The organism is Klebsiella sp. M041, assembly GCF_059759695.1.
Window position 1 is genome coordinate 339,693 of the sequence record NZ_JCAXWU010000003.1, and the last position, 17,812, is coordinate 357,504.

The 17,812-nt window shown below is 56.5% G+C and carries 15 protein-coding genes; all 15 read left to right on the top strand.

The annotated features are described in order from the left end of the window. Nucleotides 1-12 precede the first annotated feature (12 nt). Nucleotides 13-864 (top strand): translation elongation factor Ts, encoded by an 852-nt coding sequence (gene tsf, locus AC6CWS_RS05435; RefSeq protein WP_004151930.1) that lies wholly within the window; start codon nt 13-15, stop codon nt 862-864. 147 nt (nt 865-1,011) lie between these two features. Continuing rightward, nucleotides 1,012-1,737 (top strand): UMP kinase, encoded by a 726-nt coding sequence (gene pyrH, locus AC6CWS_RS05440; RefSeq protein WP_002889306.1) that lies wholly within the window; start codon nt 1,012-1,014, stop codon nt 1,735-1,737. Nucleotides 1,738-1,887: 150 nt separating this feature from the next. Next, the gene (gene frr, locus AC6CWS_RS05445) at nt 1,888-2,445 is read left to right on the top strand and encodes a ribosome recycling factor (protein WP_002889308.1); all 558 of its coding nucleotides are present in this window, start codon (nt 1,888-1,890) and stop codon (nt 2,443-2,445) included. A gap of 228 nt (nt 2,446-2,673) precedes the next feature. Then, a complete protein-coding gene (ispC, locus tag AC6CWS_RS05450; RefSeq protein ID WP_044521082.1) occupies nt 2,674-3,876 on the top strand; it encodes a 1-deoxy-D-xylulose-5-phosphate reductoisomerase in 1,203 nt (400 codons plus the stop codon). A gap of 237 nt (nt 3,877-4,113) precedes the next feature. Next, the gene (gene ispU, locus AC6CWS_RS05455; protein ID WP_048298630.1) at nt 4,114-4,872 is read left to right on the top strand and encodes a (2E,6E)-farnesyl-diphosphate-specific ditrans,polycis-undecaprenyl-diphosphate synthase; all 759 of its coding nucleotides are present in this window, start codon (nt 4,114-4,116) and stop codon (nt 4,870-4,872) included. 12 nt (nt 4,873-4,884) lie between these two features. After that, the gene (cdsA, locus tag AC6CWS_RS05460; protein WP_023292047.1) at nt 4,885-5,742 is read left to right on the top strand and encodes a phosphatidate cytidylyltransferase; all 858 of its coding nucleotides are present in this window, start codon (nt 4,885-4,887) and stop codon (nt 5,740-5,742) included. 11 nt (nt 5,743-5,753) lie between these two features. After that, on the top strand, nt 5,754-7,106 hold the full coding sequence (gene rseP, locus AC6CWS_RS05465) for a sigma E protease regulator RseP (RefSeq protein ID WP_004204451.1): 1,353 nt from the start codon (nt 5,754-5,756) through the stop codon (nt 7,104-7,106). Between the two features lie 31 nt (nt 7,107-7,137). Next, nucleotides 7,138-9,567: an outer membrane protein assembly factor BamA gene (gene bamA / locus AC6CWS_RS05470; RefSeq protein ID WP_023292048.1), complete on the top strand. Its 2,430-nt coding sequence runs from the start codon at nt 7,138-7,140 to the stop codon at nt 9,565-9,567. A gap of 121 nt (nt 9,568-9,688) precedes the next feature. After that, entirely contained in the window at nt 9,689-10,174 is a 486-nt protein-coding gene (skp, locus tag AC6CWS_RS05475; protein ID WP_002889325.1) for a molecular chaperone Skp, read from the top strand. 3 nt (nt 10,175-10,177) lie between these two features. After that, on the top strand, nt 10,178-11,203 hold the full coding sequence (lpxD, locus tag AC6CWS_RS05480; RefSeq protein WP_065882735.1) for a UDP-3-O-(3-hydroxymyristoyl)glucosamine N-acyltransferase: 1,026 nt from the start codon (nt 10,178-10,180) through the stop codon (nt 11,201-11,203). Nucleotides 11,204-11,308: 105 nt separating this feature from the next. Next, nucleotides 11,309-11,764, top strand: coding sequence for a 3-hydroxyacyl-ACP dehydratase FabZ (gene fabZ, locus AC6CWS_RS05485; protein WP_004145858.1), 456 nt, complete (start codon nt 11,309-11,311; stop codon nt 11,762-11,764). Between the two features lie 3 nt (nt 11,765-11,767). Next, the gene (lpxA, locus tag AC6CWS_RS05490; RefSeq protein ID WP_004204455.1) at nt 11,768-12,556 is read left to right on the top strand and encodes an acyl-ACP--UDP-N-acetylglucosamine O-acyltransferase; all 789 of its coding nucleotides are present in this window, start codon (nt 11,768-11,770) and stop codon (nt 12,554-12,556) included. Beyond that, nucleotides 12,556-13,707, top strand: a complete 1,152-nt coding sequence (gene lpxB / locus AC6CWS_RS05495) for a lipid-A-disaccharide synthase (RefSeq protein ID WP_023292050.1) — start codon at nt 12,556-12,558, stop codon at nt 13,705-13,707. Before lpxA ends, lpxB begins: the two co-directional genes overlap by 1 nt. Continuing rightward, entirely contained in the window at nt 13,704-14,303 is a 600-nt protein-coding gene (gene rnhB, locus AC6CWS_RS05500; protein WP_004204458.1) for a ribonuclease HII, read from the top strand. Before lpxB ends, rnhB begins: the two co-directional genes overlap by 4 nt. A 17-nt stretch (nt 14,304-14,320) precedes the next feature. After that, nucleotides 14,321-17,803: a DNA polymerase III subunit alpha gene (dnaE, locus tag AC6CWS_RS05505; RefSeq protein ID WP_023292051.1), complete on the top strand. Its 3,483-nt coding sequence runs from the start codon at nt 14,321-14,323 to the stop codon at nt 17,801-17,803. Nucleotides 17,804-17,812: the final 9 nt, after the last annotated feature.

Sequence of the window (17,812 nt, forward strand, 5' to 3'; positions counted from 1 at the left end):
GAGGATTTTAGAATGGCTGAAATTACCGCTTCCCTGGTAAAAGAGCTGCGCGAACGTACTGGCGCAGGCATGATGGATTGCAAAAAAGCGCTGACTGAAGCGAATGGCGACATCGAGCTGGCAATCGAAAACATGCGTAAATCCGGCGCGATCAAAGCGGCGAAGAAAGCAGGCAACGTGGCTGCTGACGGCGTGATCAAAACCAAAATCGAAGGCAACTACGGTTACATTCTGGAAGTTAACTGCCAGACTGACTTCGTTGCTAAAGATGGTGGTTTCCAGGCATTTGCTGACAAAGTACTGGACGCCGCTGTTGCAGGTAAAATCTCCGACGTTGAAGTTCTGAAAGCGCAGTTCGAAGAAGAACGTGTTGCCCTGGTTGCTAAAATCGGTGAGAACATCAACATCCGTCGTATCGCTGTTCTGGAAGGCGACGTTCTGGGCAGCTACCAGCATGGTGCGCGCATCGGCGTTCTGGTTGCCGCTAAAGGCGCTGACGAAGAGCTGGTTAAGCAGCTGGCAATGCACGTTGCCGCAAGCAAGCCGGAATTCGTTAAGCCGGAAGACGTGTCTGCTGAAGTGGTAGAGAAAGAGTACCAGGTTCAGCTGGACATCGCGATGCAGTCCGGTAAGCCGAAAGAAATCGCAGAGAAAATGGTTGAAGGCCGCATGAAGAAATTCACCGGCGAAGTTTCTCTGACTGGTCAGCCTTTCGTCATGGAGCCGAGCAAATCTGTTGGTCAGCTGCTGAAAGAGCACAACGCTGACGTGACTGGCTTCATCCGCTTTGAAGTGGGCGAAGGCATCGAGAAAGTTGAGACTGACTTTGCAGCAGAAGTTGCTGCGATGTCCAAGCAGTCTTAATTTTTACAAGGAGCCGCCTGAGGGCGGCTTCTTTTTGCGCCCATTTTGTAAATTCAGCCAACTGCTTATAGTGACCGCGCTGAAATGCGACATACAATGTCGCCGGAATTCTCACATCTCATTCGTTGACAGTCTCAGGAAAGAAACATGGCTACCAATGCAAAACCCGTCTACAAACGTATTCTGCTGAAATTAAGTGGCGAAGCGCTGCAGGGCTCAGAAGGCTTCGGTATTGATGCAAGCATACTTGACCGCATGGCTCAAGAGATCAAAGAGCTGGTTGAGCTGGGTATTCAGGTTGGCGTAGTAATTGGTGGCGGTAACCTGTTCCGTGGTGCTGGTCTGGCGAAAGCGGGTATGAACCGCGTTGTGGGCGACCACATGGGCATGCTGGCTACGGTTATGAATGGCCTCGCGATGCGCGATGCGCTCCACCGCGCCTATGTGAACGCTCGTTTGATGTCCGCCATTCCGCTGAACGGCGTGTGCGACAACTACAGCTGGGCAGAGGCGATCAGCCTGCTGCGCAACAACCGCGTGGTGATCCTTTCCGCGGGTACCGGCAACCCGTTCTTTACCACCGATTCCGCAGCCTGCCTGCGCGGGATTGAAATTGAAGCCGATGTGGTGCTGAAAGCCACCAAGGTTGACGGCGTATTCACCGCCGATCCGGCCAAAGATCCTTCCGCCACGATGTACGATCAGCTGACCTACAGCGAAGTGCTGGAAAAAGAGCTGAAAGTGATGGATCTGGCGGCCTTCACCCTGGCGCGTGACCATAAATTGCCGATTCGCGTCTTCAACATGAACAAACCTGGCGCGCTGCGTCGCGTGGTGATGGGCGAAAAAGAAGGCACATTGATCACGGAATAATTCCCGTCAGCGCCAAATCCGGGTAAGATTCCGCTTTACTTTCGCGGGGATATTACCCGGTGATTTTCATTAAATCTGACTATACTTAGCTCATTTTCCGACGGGTGCCCCGTCTGGTCTGACTGAGACAAGCTTTCAAGGATTCGTAACGTGATTAGCGATATCAGAAAAGATGCTGAAATCCGCATGGAAAAATGCGTCGAAGCATTCAAAAACCAAATCAGCAAAATTCGCACGGGTCGTGCTTCTCCGAGCCTGCTGGACGGGATTGTTGTTGAATACTACGGTACGCCGACCCCGCTGCGCCAGCTGGCCAGCGTCACCGTCGAAGACTCCCGTACCCTGAAAATCAACGTCTTTGACCGTTCTATGTCCGCGGCTGTTGAAAAAGCGATCATGGCGTCCGACCTCGGTCTGAACCCAAGCTCTGCCGGTAGCGATATTCGTGTTCCGCTGCCGCCGCTGACCGAAGAGCGTCGTAAAGATCTGACCAAGATCGTGCGTGGTGAAGCTGAGCAGGCGCGCGTTGCCGTACGTAACGTTCGCCGCGACGCCAACGACAAAGTCAAAGCGCTGCTGAAAGAGAAAGAGATCAGCGAGGATGACGATCGCCGTTCTCAGGACGACGTGCAGAAAATGACTGACGCCGCCATCAAGAAAGTTGACGCGGCGCTGGCAGACAAAGAAGCGGAACTGATGCAGTTCTGATGCTCTGCCCTTACTCGGGCCTGACAGCGTCTGGCCTGAGTAAAATCCGAAACGCCGTACAGAAGACTGTACGCTCAATTCTCGGGATTGCGTTGCGACCGCTGGCCTTGTAGCCTTTAGCGCTAAGTTGAAGGCCTGATGCCGCCGTCTTATCCCTGATAATTGCTGCGTAGGGGCTTGCTGGCGGCGTTTTGCTTTTTATTCTGTTTCCACTCTTCTGGACGTCTCATGAAGCAATTAACCGTTCTCGGTTCGACCGGCTCCATTGGCTGTAGCACGCTGGACGTGGTACGCCATAATCCCGGTCGCTTTTCCGTCGCCGCGCTGGTCGCGGGGAAAAACGTTGACCGTATGGTTGAACAATGCCTTGAATTTACCCCCCGTTACGCCGTGATGGACGATGCGCAAAGCGCTGAGCGGTTGCGCACCCGTCTGCAGGAACATGGCTGCCGTACCGAGGTGCTGAGCGGCCAGCAGGCGGCTGCAGAGGTCGCGGCGCTGGAGGAGGTCGATCAGGTGATGGCGGCTATCGTCGGCGCGGCGGGTCTGGTGCCGACGCTGGCGGCGATCCGCGCCGGAAAAACGGTGTTGTTAGCAAATAAAGAGTCGCTGGTGACCTGCGGTCGCTTGTTCATGGAGGCGGTTCAACGGTCGGGGGCGCGATTGCTGCCGGTCGACAGCGAACATAACGCGATTTTTCAGAGTATGCCGGAGACAATTCAGCAGCATCTGGGATACGCTGACCTGGCGCAGAACGGCGTTTCGTCCATTCTGCTGACCGGCTCGGGCGGGCCTTTCCGCGAGACAGCGGTAGCTGAACTGGCGGCGATGACGCCGGATCAGGCCTGCCGTCATCCCAACTGGTCGATGGGACGCAAGATCTCCGTCGACTCCGCCACGATGATGAACAAAGGTCTGGAATATATTGAAGCGCGCTGGCTGTTTAACGCCTCGGCCCGGCAGATGGAGGTCCTTATCCATCCGCAGTCGGTGATCCACTCGATGGTTCGCTATCAGGACGGCAGCGTGCTGGCGCAGCTTGGGGAACCGGATATGCGCACGCCGATCGCCCATACCATGGGCTGGCCGCAGCGGCTGAACTCCGGCGCTAAGCCGCTGGACTTCTGTCAGCTGAGCAATCTGAGCTTCTCCGCGCCAGACTATACGCGGTATCCGTGCCTGAAGCTGGCGATGGAGGCGTTTGACGTTGGCCAGGCGGCGACCACCACGCTGAATGCGGCCAATGAAGAGTCGGTTGCCGCGTTTCTGCAGGGCGATATCCGCTTTACCGATATTGCGGCGGTTAACCTGGCGGTGCTGGATAAGATGAACCTGCTGGAGCCGCAAAGCATTGATGACGTTCTGGTTATCGACGCTGAGGCCCGCGCGGTTGCTCATCAACAGCTGAAGCGGTTGGTCACCCAGGCGTAACGCGGTGATATTTGTGGGCGCAAAGCTTCAGTGATATAGTCTGCGCCACCCGATCGTTGCATTTTGTTGTTGAAGATTACGGTGGCCGTGGCAAAACACGGCTTTTTTGCGTAAAGCTTTTGGTTGTTCTCTGCGATTGGCTGCAGCCCCGGCACCGGATAAAAATGCGTATCCAGCGCGGCCCGGTGGCCTCTGTTTGGTGGCTAGTTAATCCTTATTATGGACTTAAAACGCGTGATGTTGTCTGCTAATCAAACTGTCAGCGAAATATCGCCTACACATGGCTGCCGTCATGTCGCCATTATTATGGATGGCAACGGCCGTTGGGCGAAACGGCAAGGTAAAATTCGCGCTTTCGGGCACAAGGCCGGTGCGAAATCCGTGCGTCGCGCGGTCTCTTTCGCGGCGAATAATGGAATTGAGGCGTTAACGTTATACGCGTTCAGCAGCGAAAACTGGAACCGTCCGGCTCAGGAAGTCAGTGCGCTGATGGAGCTGTTCGTCTGGGCGCTGGATAGCGAAGTCAAAAGCCTGCACCGACACAATGTGCGTTTGCGGATTATTGGCGACACCACGCGCTTCAATGCGCGCCTGCAGGAGCGTATCCGCAAAGCGGAAGCGCTGACCGCGAACAATACCGGCTTAACGCTGAATATTGCGGCCAATTACGGCGGTCGCTGGGATATTATCCAGGGCGTTCGTTTGCTGGCGAAACAGGTACAGGACGGGACGCTGCTGCCTGAGCAGATCACGGAAGACATGCTGAGTCAGCAGGTCTGCATGCATGAACTGGCTCCCGTAGATTTAGTTATTAGGACCGGGGGAGAGCACCGAATAAGTAATTTTCTGATTTGGCAAATTGCCTATGCCGAACTTTACTTTACGGATGTTCTTTGGCCCGATTTTGCTGAACAGGACTTTGAAGGTGCACTCCATGCCTTTGTTAATCGAGAGCGTCGTTTCGGCGGCACTGAGCCGGGTGGCAGTCATGCCTGATGGGGGTCACTTTTGCTGAAGTATCGCCTGATATCTGCTTTCGTCTTAATCCCCGTCGTCATTGCGGCGCTGTTTTTATTGCCGCCGATGGGGTTTGCTATCGTGACCCTGGTGGTCTGCATGCTCGCCGCGTGGGAGTGGGGGCAACTGAGCGGTTTCACCTCGACGTCGCAGCGGGTCTGGCTGGCGGTGTTGTGCGGCCTTCTGCTGGCGGCGATGCTGTTTTTGCTGCCGGAATACCATTATGACGTTCATCAACCGATGGTTGAAGGCTCGCTGTGGGCCTCTTTCGCCTGGTGGATCGTCGCGCTGCTGCTGGTGCTCTCTTATCCGGCGTCGGCGGCATTCTGGCGGCACTCGAAAGTGCTGCGCCTTATCTTCGGTATCCTGACCATCGTCCCGTTTTTCTGGGGCATGCTGGCGCTGCGCGCCTGGCATTATACCGATAACCATTACAGCGGCGCGCTGTGGCTCCTGTATGTGATGATTCTGGTCTGGGGCGCGGATTCCGGCGCCTATATGTTTGGCAAAATGTTTGGCAAGCACAAGCTGGCGCCGAAGGTCTCGCCGGGGAAAACCTGGCAGGGCTTTTTTGGCGGTTTGCTGACCGCGGCGGTGATCTCCTGGGCCTACGGGGTGTGGGCCCATCTTGACGTTACGCCAACGGTGCTGCTGGTCTGTTCGGTGGTGGCAGCCCTGGCTTCGGTGCTGGGCGATCTGACGGAAAGTATGTTTAAGCGCGAGGCCGGCATTAAGGATAGCGGGCACTTGATTCCCGGACATGGCGGTATTCTCGATCGTATCGACAGCCTGACGGCGGCGGTGCCGGTCTTCGCCTGTCTGCTACTGTTAGTCTTCAGGACGATTTGACGGAAGGTTATATGCTGAGCGTGCTCTGGAATCTGGCAGCTTTTATCATTGCGCTTGGCGTACTGATTACGGTGCATGAGTTTGGCCATTTTTGGGTAGCGCGCCGCTGCGGTATCCGGGTTGAGCGTTTTTCTATCGGCTTCGGCAAAGCGCTGTGGCGGCGGATGGATAAGCAGGGTACGGAGTTCGTCATTGCCCTGATCCCGCTGGGCGGCTACGTCAAGATGCTGGATGAGCGTGTTGAAGCGGTGGCGCCGGAGATGCGCCACTACGCTTTCAATAATAAAACCGTCGGCCAGCGTGCGGCGGTGATTGCCGCCGGTCCCATCGCTAACTTCCTTTTCGCTATCTTTGCCTACTGGTTGGTCTTCATCATCGGCGTTCCTGGCGTTCGCCCGGTAGTGGGTGAAATAACCCCCAATTCGGTTGCCGCGCAAGCACAAATTGCAAAAGGCACGGAACTTAAAGCGATAGATGGTATCGAAACGCCTGATTGGGATGCGGTGCGTCTGCAGCTGGTGGCCAAAATCGGCAACCCGCAAACAATACTTACCGTCGCCCCTTTCGGGACCAATCAGCGCCAGGATAAAATCGTCGATCTGCGGCACTGGGCGTTTGAGCCAGACAAGCAAGATCCCGTGACGTCGCTAGGGATCCAGCCGCGCAGCGCGCAGATTGATACGGTGCTGGCGGAAGTCCAGGCGGGCTCGGCAGCTCAGAAAGCAGGTTTGCAAGCGGGCGACCGGATCGTTAAAGTCGATGGACAACCGTTAACGCAGTGGATGACGTTTGTTAATCTGGTGCGCGATAATCCGGGCAAAGCGCTGGCGCTGGAGATTGAACGGCAGGGGAGTGCGCTGCCGTTAACCCTGACGCCGGATGCAAAAACGGTGAAAGGTAAGGCAGAAGGGTTCGCAGGGGTGGTGCCAAAGGTCATCCCGCTGCCTGAAGAATACAAGACAGTACGTCAGTACGGACCGTTTGCCGCCATCGCTGAAGCCACGGATAAAACCTGGCAGCTGATGTCGCTGACGGTCAGGATGCTGGGTAAATTGATAACCGGTGATGTCAAACTGAACAACCTCAGTGGGCCGATCTCTATCGCTCAGGGGGCTGGAATGTCAGCGGAGTTTGGGTTGATTTATTATCTGATGTTCCTTGCGCTGATTAGCGTGAACCTCGGAATCATCAACCTGTTCCCACTACCCGTACTGGATGGGGGACATCTGCTGTTTTTGGCGATTGAAAAGCTGAAGGGCGGGCCGGTATCCGAGCGAGTTCAAGACTTTAGTTATCGCATTGGCTCAATACTGCTGGTGCTGTTAATGGGGCTTGCACTTTTCAATGATTTCTCTCGGTTATAAGAGAGTTTGTTAGGAAGAACGCATAATAACGATGGCGATGAAAAAGTTGCTCATAGCGTCGCTGCTGTTTAGCAGCGCGACTGTATACGGTGCTGAAGGGTTCGTGGTGAAGGACATTCATTTCGAAGGCTTGCAGCGTGTCGCTGTTGGTGCGGCCCTCCTCAGTATGCCAGTGCGTCCTGGCGATACGGTGACCGACGATGATATCAGTAACACTATTCGCGCGCTGTTTGCCACTGGCAACTTCGAGGACGTCCGCGTCCTGCGCGATGGTGATACCCTGCTGGTGCAGGTGAAAGAGCGTCCGACGATCGCCAGCATCACCTTCTCCGGCAACAAGTCGGTGAAAGATGACATGCTCAAGCAGAACCTTGAGGCCTCTGGCGTTCGGGTGGGCGAGTCGCTTGACCGCACGACCATCGCGGACATCGAGAAGGGTCTCGAGGATTTCTACTACAGCGTCGGTAAATACAGCGCCAGCGTCAAAGCGGTGGTTACTCCGCTGCCGCGAAACCGTGTCGACCTGAAACTGGTCTTCCAGGAAGGCGTCTCCGCTAAAATTCAGCAGATCAACATCGTCGGCAACCATGCGTTTTCGACTGATGAGCTGATCTCCCACTTCCAGCTGCGTGATGAAGTGCCGTGGTGGAACGTGGTCGGCGACCGTAAATACCAGAAGCAGAAGCTGGCGGGCGACCTTGAAACCCTGCGCAGCTACTACCTGGATCGCGGCTATGCCCGTTTCAACATCGATTCTACCCAGGTCAGCCTGACGCCGGATAAGAAAGGGATCTACATCACCGTCAACATCACCGAAGGCGATCAGTACAAGTTTTCCGGGGTGCAGGTGACGGGCAACCTCGCCGGCCATTCCGCGGAAATCGAAGCGCTGACCAAAGTCGAGCCGGGTGAACTGTATAACGGCGCGAAAGTGACCAAGATGGAAAACGACATCAAGAAACTGTTGGGTCGTTATGGTTACGCCTACCCGCGCGTGCAGTCGCAGCCGGAGATCAACGACAGCGATAAAACCGTTAAGCTGCACGTCAACGTCGATGCGGGCAACCGCTATTACGTGCGTAAAATTCGCTTCGAAGGCAACGACACCTCCAAAGATGCCGTTCTGCGCCGCGAAATGCGCCAGATGGAAGGCGCGTGGCTGGGCAGCGACCTCGTCGATCAGGGTAAAGACCGTCTCAACCGTTTAGGCTTCTTCGAAACGGTCGATACCGATACCCAGCGCGTCCCGGGCAGCCCGGACCAGGTCGATGTAGTCTACAAGGTGAAAGAGCGTAACACCGGTAGCTTCAACTTCGGTATCGGTTACGGTACCGAGAGCGGCGTCAGCTTCCAGGCGGGCGTTCAGCAGGATAACTGGTTAGGTACTGGCTATGCTGTCGGGATCAACGGCACCAAAAACGACTACCAAACCTATACCGAGCTGTCGGTGACCAACCCGTACTTCACCGTAGACGGTGTGAGCCTCGGCGGCCGTGTCTTCTATAATGACTTTGATGCGAACGATGCGGATCTGTCTGACTATACCAACAAAAGCTATGGTACAGACATCACGCTGGGCTTCCCGGTCAACGAATACAACACGCTGCGCGCCGGCGTCGGGTATGTGCATAACTCCCTGTCCAATATGCAGCCGCAGGTGGCGATGTGGCGTTACCTGAACTCGATGGGCCAGTATCCGGACAACACCAACGACCGGAACTCGTTCAGTGCGAATGACTTCACCTTCAACTACGGTTGGACCTATAACAAGCTTGACCGCGGCTTCTTCCCAACGGAAGGTTCGCGCGTCAACCTGAACGGTAAAGTGACCATTCCGGGTTCGGACAACGAATACTACAAAGCGACGTTGGATACCGCCACCTATGTGCCGATCGACAACGATCATGAATGGGTGGTGCTGGGTCGTACCCGCTTTGGCTATGGCGATGGTATCGGCGGCAAAGAGATGCCGTTCTATGAGAACTTCTATGCCGGTGGCTCCAGCACCGTGCGTGGCTTCCAGTCGAACACCATTGGTCCGAAGGCAGTGTATTTCCCGGCAAGCAGCCGTCATGACGATGATGACAGCTACGATAATGAATGTAAGAGCACCGAATCCGCACCGTGTAAATCCGATGATGCGGTGGGCGGTAACGCGATGGCGGTGGCCAGCCTGGAGCTGATTACCCCGACGCCGTTCATTAGTGACAAATATGCGAACTCGGTCCGGACTTCCTTCTTCTGGGATATGGGTACCGTATGGGATACTCACTGGGATTCGAGCGCGTATGGCGGTTATCCGGATTACAGCGATCCGAGCAACATCCGTATGTCTGCGGGTATTGCCGTGCAGTGGATGTCGCCGTTGGGGCCGTTGGTCTTCTCCTACGCCCAACCGTTCAAAAAGTACGATGGAGACAAAGCCGAACAGTTCCAGTTTAACATTGGTAAAACCTGGTAATTGTTGGCGGCAATGGAATGCAAGTGCAGTATAGCGCTGACCGTAGGCGATAACGCGTTTATCGCCTCGCCACGCAAATAACGGTACCCCTGGGTACTCATGGGATGGTAAGGAGTTTATTGTGAAAAAGTGGTTATTAGCTGCAGGTCTGGGTTTGGCAATGGTAACTTCCGCTCAGGCGGCAGATAAAATTGCCCTGGTGAACATGAACAGCCTGTTCCAACAGGTTGCCCAGAAAACTGGCGTTTCCAACACGCTGGAAAACGAGTTCAAAGGCCGCGCTAGCGAACTGCAGCGTATGGAAGGCGACCTGCAGTCTAAAATGCAGCGTCTGCAGTCCATGAAGCCGGGCGCCGATCGTACCAAACTGGAAAAAGACGTGATGGCTCAGCGCCAGACCTTCTCCCAGAAAGCGCAGGCGTTTGAACAGGATCGCGCTCGTCGTTCCAACGAAGAGCGTGGCAAACTGGTGACCCGTATCCAGACTGCCGTACAGAGCGTAGCGAAAGATCAGAGCATCGATCTGGTGGTTGACGCGAATGCCGTTGCATACAACAGCAGCGATGTAAAAGACATCACCGCTGATGTGCTGAAACAGGTTAAATAAGTAATGCCTTCAATTCGACTGGCTGATCTTGCGCAGCAGTTGGATGCAGAATTACACGGTGATGGCGATATCGTCATCACCGGCGTTGCGTCCATGCAGAGCGCGAAAACGGGCCAAATCACTTTCATGGTCAACCCTAAGTACCGTGAACACCTGGCCGCTTGCCAGGCTTCTGCCGTTGTGATGACGCAGGATGATTTGCCTTTTGCCCATAGCGCCGCGCTGGTAGTGCGTAATCCCTACCTGACCTACGCGCGCATGGCTCAAATTCTGGATACTACGCCGCAGCCGGCACAGGATATCGCGCCGAGCGCGGCTATCGATCCGACGGCGAAGCTGGGTAGCAACGTTGCCATCGGCGCCAACGCCGTTATCGAATCCGGGGTAGAGCTGGGCGATAACGTGGTCATCGGCGCAGGCTGCTTCGTTGGGAAAAATACGAAAATAGGCGCCGGCTCGCGTTTGTGGGCCAATGTGACCGTTTACCATGAGATTGAGATCGGTGAGAATTGCCTGATCCAGTCCAGCACGGTGATCGGCGCGGATGGCTTCGGCTACGCCAACGATCGCGGCAACTGGGTGAAGATCCCGCAGCTGGGTCGCGTCATTATTGGCGATCGCGTGGAGATCGGCGCCTGCACCACAATTGACCGCGGTGCGCTGGACGATACCGTGATTGGCAACGGGGTTATCATTGATAACCAGTGCCAGATTGCGCATAACGTGGTGATTGGCGACAATACCGCGGTTGCCGGCGGTGTCATCATGGCAGGCAGCCTGAAAATCGGCCGCTACTGCATGATTGGCGGCGCCAGCGTGATTAACGGCCATATGGAAATCTGCGATAAGGTCACCGTCACGGGGATGGGGATGGTGATGCGTCCTATCAGCGAACCTGGCGTATACTCCTCCGGTATTCCGCTGCAGCCGAACAAGGCGTGGCGTAAAACCGCTGCGCTGGTGATGAATATTGACGAGATGAGCAAGCGCCTGAAAGCGATTGAGCGCAAGGTTAATCAACAAGACTAATTCATCATTTGGTCACATGACATTTCCGGCCTGTTGCATTCGCTAAAAGATTGCCGCAGGCCGTGTTATTATTGCCTTTTAGTACATTTAGACAGGAAGAGTATTTTGACTACTGACACTCATACTCTGCACATTGAAGAGATTCTGGAACTTCTGCCTCACCGTTACCCGTTCCTGCTGGTAGACCGCGTGCTGGATTTTGAAGAAGGTCGTTTTCTGCGCGCAGTAAAAAATGTTTCTGTAAACGAGCCGTTTTTCCAGGGGCATTTCCCTGGTAAGCCGATTTTGCCGGGCGTCCTGATTCTGGAAGCAATGGCGCAGGCCACCGGGATTCTGGCATTCAAAAGCGTTGGAAAACTGGAACCAGGCGAGCTGTATTACTTCGCTGGTATCGATGAAGCACGTTTCAAACGCCCGGTAGTACCAGGCGATCAGATGATTATGGAAGTCACTTTCGAGAAAACCCGCCGCGGCCTGACCCGTTTCAAAGGCGTTGCGCTGGTTGACGGTAAAGTGGTTTGCGAAGCGACGATGATGTGTGCGCGTAGCCGGGAGGCCTGATACGTGATTGATAAAACCGCTTTTGTTCATCCTACCGCCATTGTTGAAGAAGGCGCCGTGATTGGCGCTAACGTCCACATTGGTCCGTTTTGTATTGTTGGCGCCAACGTCGAAATCGGCGAAGGCACCGTACTGAAGTCTCACGTTGTCGTTAACGGCCACACCAAAATCGGCCGTGACAACGAGATCTATCAGTTCGCTTCCATCGGCGAAGTTAACCAGGATCTGAAATATGCTGGCGAACCAACCCGGGTGGAAATTGGCGATCGCAACCGCATTCGCGAAAGCGTCACCATTCATCGCGGCACAGTACAGGGCGGTGGATTAACAAAGGTGGGCAACGATAACCTGCTGATGATCAACGCCCACGTGGCGCACGATTGTACGCTTGGCGATCGCTGCATCCTGGCCAATAACGCGACGCTCGCGGGCCATGTTTCGCTGGATGATTATGTCATTATCGGCGGCATGACTGCGGTGCACCAGTTCTGCGTCATTGGCTCACACGTTATGGTTGGCGGCTGCTCCGGCGTGGCGCAGGACGTTCCGCCGTTCGTGATTGCCCAGGGCAACCATGCGACGCCGTTCGGCGTCAACATCGAAGGCCTGAAACGCCGCGGCTTCAGCCGGGAAGCGATTACCGCGATCCGCAACGCGTATAAACTGCTGTACCGCAGCGGCAAGACGCTGGAAGAAGCCAAGCCGGAGATCGCCGAACTGGCGACTCAGCATCCTGAAGTTCAGCCGTTTGTCGATTTCTTCGCCCGCTCTACCCGCGGCTTGATTCGTTAATGGCTGAACAGCGTCCCCTGACGATTGCCCTGGTCGCCGGAGAAACCTCCGGCGATATTCTTGGCGCCGGCCTCATCCGCGCCCTCAAAGCACGCATCCCGAATGCGCGCTTTGTCGGCGTGGCGGGACCGCTGATGCAGGCGGAAGGGTGTGAAGCCTGGTACGAAATGGAAGAGCTGGCGGTGATGGGTATTGTTGAAGTGCTCGGTCGCCTGCGTCGCTTACTCCATATTCGCGCCGATTTGACCCGCCGCTTCGGCGAGCTGCGTCCCGATGTTTTCGTCGGTATCGACGCCCCTGACTTCAATATTACCCTCGAAGGGAATCTGAAAAAGCAGGGCATCAAAACCATTCACTACGTCAGCCCATCGGTTTGGGCCTGGCGACAAAAACGCGTTTTCAAAATCGGCAGATCCACCGATCTGGTGCTGGCCTTTCTGCCTTTCGAAAAAGCGTTTTATGACAAATTTAACGTTCCCTGCCGCTTTATCGGCCATACCATGGCGGATGCGATGCCGCTGGATCCTGACAAAGGCGCCGCGCGCGACCGGTTAGGGATCCCGCACGACGTGCGTTGCCTGGCGCTGTTGCCCGGTAGCCGCGGCGCGGAAGTCGAAATGCTCAGCGCGGACTTCCTGAAAACCGCGCAGCTTCTGCGGGCTACCTATCCCGATCTGCAGGTGGTGGTGCCGCTGGTTAATGCTAAACGGCGGGAGCAGTTTGAGCGAATTAAAGCTGAGACGGCGCCGGATATGATCGTGCATATGCTGGACGGCCAGGCGCGCGATGCGATGATCGCCAGCGACGCCGCGCTGCTGGCCTCCGGGACGGCGGCGCTGGAGTGTATGCTGGCGAAATGCCCGATGGTGGTTGGCTATCGCATGAAGCCGTTCACCTTCTGGCTGGCGAAGCGGTTGGTTAAAACCGACTACGTCTCGTTGCCGAACCTGCTGGCCGGGCGCGAGCTGGTTAAAGAGCTGCTGCAGGATGAGTGCGAGCCGCAGGCGCTGGCTGCCGCCCTGCAGCCGCTGCTGGCCGATGGCAAAACCAGCCATGAGATGCATGAGACATTCCGCGCGCTGCATCAGCAGATCCGCTGCAACGCCGATGAGCAGGCGGCGGACGCCGTACTGGAGTTAGCAAAACAATGATGGAGTTCGTCTATCCGCATACCCATCTGGTTGCCGGCGTCGATGAGGTCGGGCGTGGCCCCCTGGTTGGCGCGGTGGTGACCGCGGCGGTGATCCTCGATCCGGCGAAGCCGATTGTGGGTCTGAATGATTCCAAAAAACTCAGCGAGAAGCGTCGACTGGCGCTCTTCGATGAGATTAAAGAGAAAGCGCTGTGCTGGAGCCTTGGGCGCGCCGAGCCCCATGAAATCGATGAGCTGAATATCCTGCATGCCACTATGCTGGCGATGCAGCGCGCCGTCGCCGGCCTGAGCATTGTGCCCGAGTTTGTCCTGATCGATGGCAACCGCTGTCCGTCGCTACCGATGCCCTCCCTGGCGGTGGTGAAAGGCGACAGCCGGGTGGCAGAAATCAGCGCAGCGTCTATTCTGGCAAAAGTCACTCGTGACGCCGAAATGGCCACGCTGGACCTCGCATTTCCCCACTACGGATTTGCCCAGCATAAAGGCTATCCCACCGCTGTACACCTGCAGAAGCTGCAGGAACACGGCGCAACAGAGCATCACCGGCGCAGTTTCGGCCCGGTGAAGCGTGCCCTGGGCCTGGCGTCCAACTAAGTCACCGGGATCTAAAGATGGCTGAACCACGTTTCGTACACCTGCGGGTGCACAGCGACTATTCCATGATCGATGGGCTGGCAAAGACCGGGCCGCTGGTCAAGAAGGCGGCCTCGCTTGGCATGCCAGCGCTGGCGATCACCGATTTCACCAACCTCTGCGGGCTGGTGAAGTTCTACGGGACGGGACACGGCGCGGGGATTAAGCCTATTGTCGGCGCCGATTTCCACGTGCAGTGCGACCTGCTCGGCGACGAATTTACCGAGCTGACCGTGCTGGCGGCGAACAACACCGGCTACCAGAACCTGACTCTGCTGATTTCCCGCGCCTATCAGCGTGGCTACGGCGCCCTGGGGCCGTGGATCGATCGCGACTGGCTGGTGGAACATCAGGAAGGGCTGATTCTGCTCTCCGGCGGCCGTAAAGGCGACGTCGGCGTCAGCCTGATCCGCGGCAACATGCCGCTGGTTGAGCAGTGCGTCTCCTTCTATGAAGAGCATTTCCCGGATCGCTATTTTCTGGAGCTGATCCGCACCGGTCGTCAGGATGAAGAGAGTTATCTCCATGCCGCCGTGGCGCTGGCGGAAGCGCGTGGTCTGCCGGTAGTGGCGACCAACGATGTCCGCTTCCTCGACACTGGCGACTTTGACGCCCATGAAATCCGCGTCGCTATTCACGACGGCTTCACCCTCGACGACCCGAAACGGCCGCGCAACTACTCGCCACAGCAATATATGCGCAGCGAGGAGGAGATGTGCGAGCTGTTCGCCGATATTCCGGAAGCGCTGGCAAACAGCGTCGAGATCGCCAAACGCTGCAACGTCACCGTGCGGCTTGGCGAATATTTCCTGCCGCAGTTCCCGACCGGCGATATGACCACGGAAGATTTCCTGGTAATGAAATCGAAAGAGGGTCTGGAAGAGCGGCTGGAATTCCTCTTCCCGGATCCGGAAGTGCGCGCGAAGCGCCGGCCGGAATACGACGAGCGTCTGGATATCGAGCTGCAGGTGATCAACCAGATGGGCTTCCCCGGCTACTTCCTGATCGTGATGGAGTTTATCCAGTGGTCGAAAGATAACGGCGTGCCGGTCGGCCCGGGCCGCGGTTCCGGCGCCGGCTCGCTGGTGGCCTACGCGCTGAAGATCACCGATCTTGACCCGCTGGAATTCGACCTGCTGTTCGAACGTTTCCTCAACCCGGAACGTGTTTCGATGCCCGACTTCGACGTCGACTTCTGCATGGAGAAACGCGACCAGGTTATCGAGCACGTGGCGGATATGTATGGCCGCGACGCGGTATCGCAGATCATCACCTTCGGTACCATGGCGGCGAAGGCGGTCATCCGCGACGTGGGCCGCGTGCTGGGTCACCCGTACGGCTTTGTCGACCGCATCTCCAAGCTGGTGCCGCCCGATCCGGGCATGACGCTGGCGAAAGCCTTCGAGGCCGAGCCGCAGCTGCCGGAGATCTACGAGGCGGACGAAGAAGTGAAAGCGCTGATCGACATGGCGCGTAAGCTGGAAGGGGTGACGCGAAACGCCGGTAAGCATGCGGGCGGCGTGGTTATCGCGCCGACCAAAATCACCGACTTCGCCCCGCTGTATTGCGATGAGCAGGGGCTGCATCCGGTTACCCAGTTTGACAAGAACGACGTGGAATACGCCGGGCTGGTGAAATTCGACTTCCTCGGTCTGCGTACGCTCACTATCATTAACTGGGCGCTGGAGATGATTAACAAGCGCCGTGAGAAGAACGGCGAAGGGCCGCTGGATATCGCCGCCATCCCGCTGGATGACAAGAAAAGCTTCGACATGCTGCAGCGCTCGGAAACCACCGCGGTCTTCCAGCTTGAATCGCGCGGCATGAAAGATCTGATTAAACGCCTGCAGCCGGACTGCTTCGAAGATATGATCGCGCTGGTGGCCCTGTTCCGCCCGGGCCCGCTGCAGTCGGGGATGGTAGATAACTTTATCGACCGTAAGCACGGCCGCGAAGAGATCTCGTATCCGGACGTACAGTGGCAGCATGAAAGCCTGAAACCGGTGCTGGAGCCGACCTACGGCATCATCCTGTACCAGGAACAGGTCATGCAGATTGCCCAGGTACTGTCCGGATATACCCTCGGCGGCGCGGATATGCTGCGTCGTGCGATGGGTAAGAAAAAGCCGGAGGAGATGGCCAAGCAGCGTTCTATCTTTGAGGATGGGGCGAAGAAAAACGGCGTTGATGGCGAGCTGGCGATGAAAATCTTCGACCTGGTGGAGAAATTCGCCGGTTACGGGTTTAACAAATCGCACTCCGCCGCATACGCGCTGGTTTCTTACCAGACGCTGTGGCTTAAGGCGCACTATCCGGCTGAGTTTATGGCGGCGGTAATGACCGCCGATATGGACAACACCGAGAAGGTCGTTGGCCTGGTGGACGAGTGCTGGCGTATGGGGCTGAAAATTTTGCCCCCGGATATTAACTCCGGCCTGTACCATTTCCACGTCAACGACGACGGCGAGATCGTCTACGGTATCGGCGCCATCAAGGGCGTCGGCGAAGGGCCGATCGAAGCGATCATTGAGGCGCGCAACAACGGCGGTTATTTCCGCGAGCTGTTCGACCTCTGCGCGCGGACCGATATTAAAAAGCTCAACCGTCGGGTGCTGGAAAAACTGATTATGTCCGGGGCGTTCGATCGTCTCGGTCCGCATCGCGCGGCGCTGATGAATTCACTGGGCGATGCGCTGAAAGCCGCCGATCAGCACGCCAAAGCCGAGGCCATCGGCCAGGCCGATATGTTCGGTGTACTGGCGGAAGAGCCTGAGCAGATTGAACAGTCCTACGCCAGCTGCCAGCCGTGGCCTGAGCAGGTGGTGCTGGATGGTGAAAGGGAGACCCTGGGGCTGTACCTGACCGGGCACCCGATTAACCAGTATTTGAAAGAGATTGAGCGCTACGTCGGCGGCGTGAGGCTCAAAGACATGCATCCGACCGATCGTGGAAAAGTGACCACGGCGGCGGGGCTGGTGATTGCGGCGCGGGTAATGGTCACCAAGCGCGGCAATCGTATCGGCATCTGTACCCTGGATGACCGTTCCGGGCGGCTGGAAGTGATGTTATTCACCGACGCGCTGGATAAATATCAGCAGTTGCTGGAAAAAGACCGCATACTTATCGTCAGCGGACAGGTCAGCTTTGATGACTTTAGCGGGGGGCTTAAAATGACCGCCCGTGAAGTCATGGACATTGACGAAGCCCGGGAAAAATATGCTCGCGGGCTTGCTATCTCGCTGACGGACAGGCAAATTGATGACCAGCTTTTAAACCGACTCCGTCAGTCTCTGGAACCCCACCGTTCGGGAACCATTCCAGTGCACCTCTACTATCAGAGGGCGGATGCACGCGCGCGGTTGCGTTTCGGCGCAACATGGCGCGTCTCTCCGAGCGATCGTTTACTCAACGATCTGCGTGGCCTTATCGGCTCGGAGCAGGTGGAACTGGAGTTTGACTAATACAGGAAT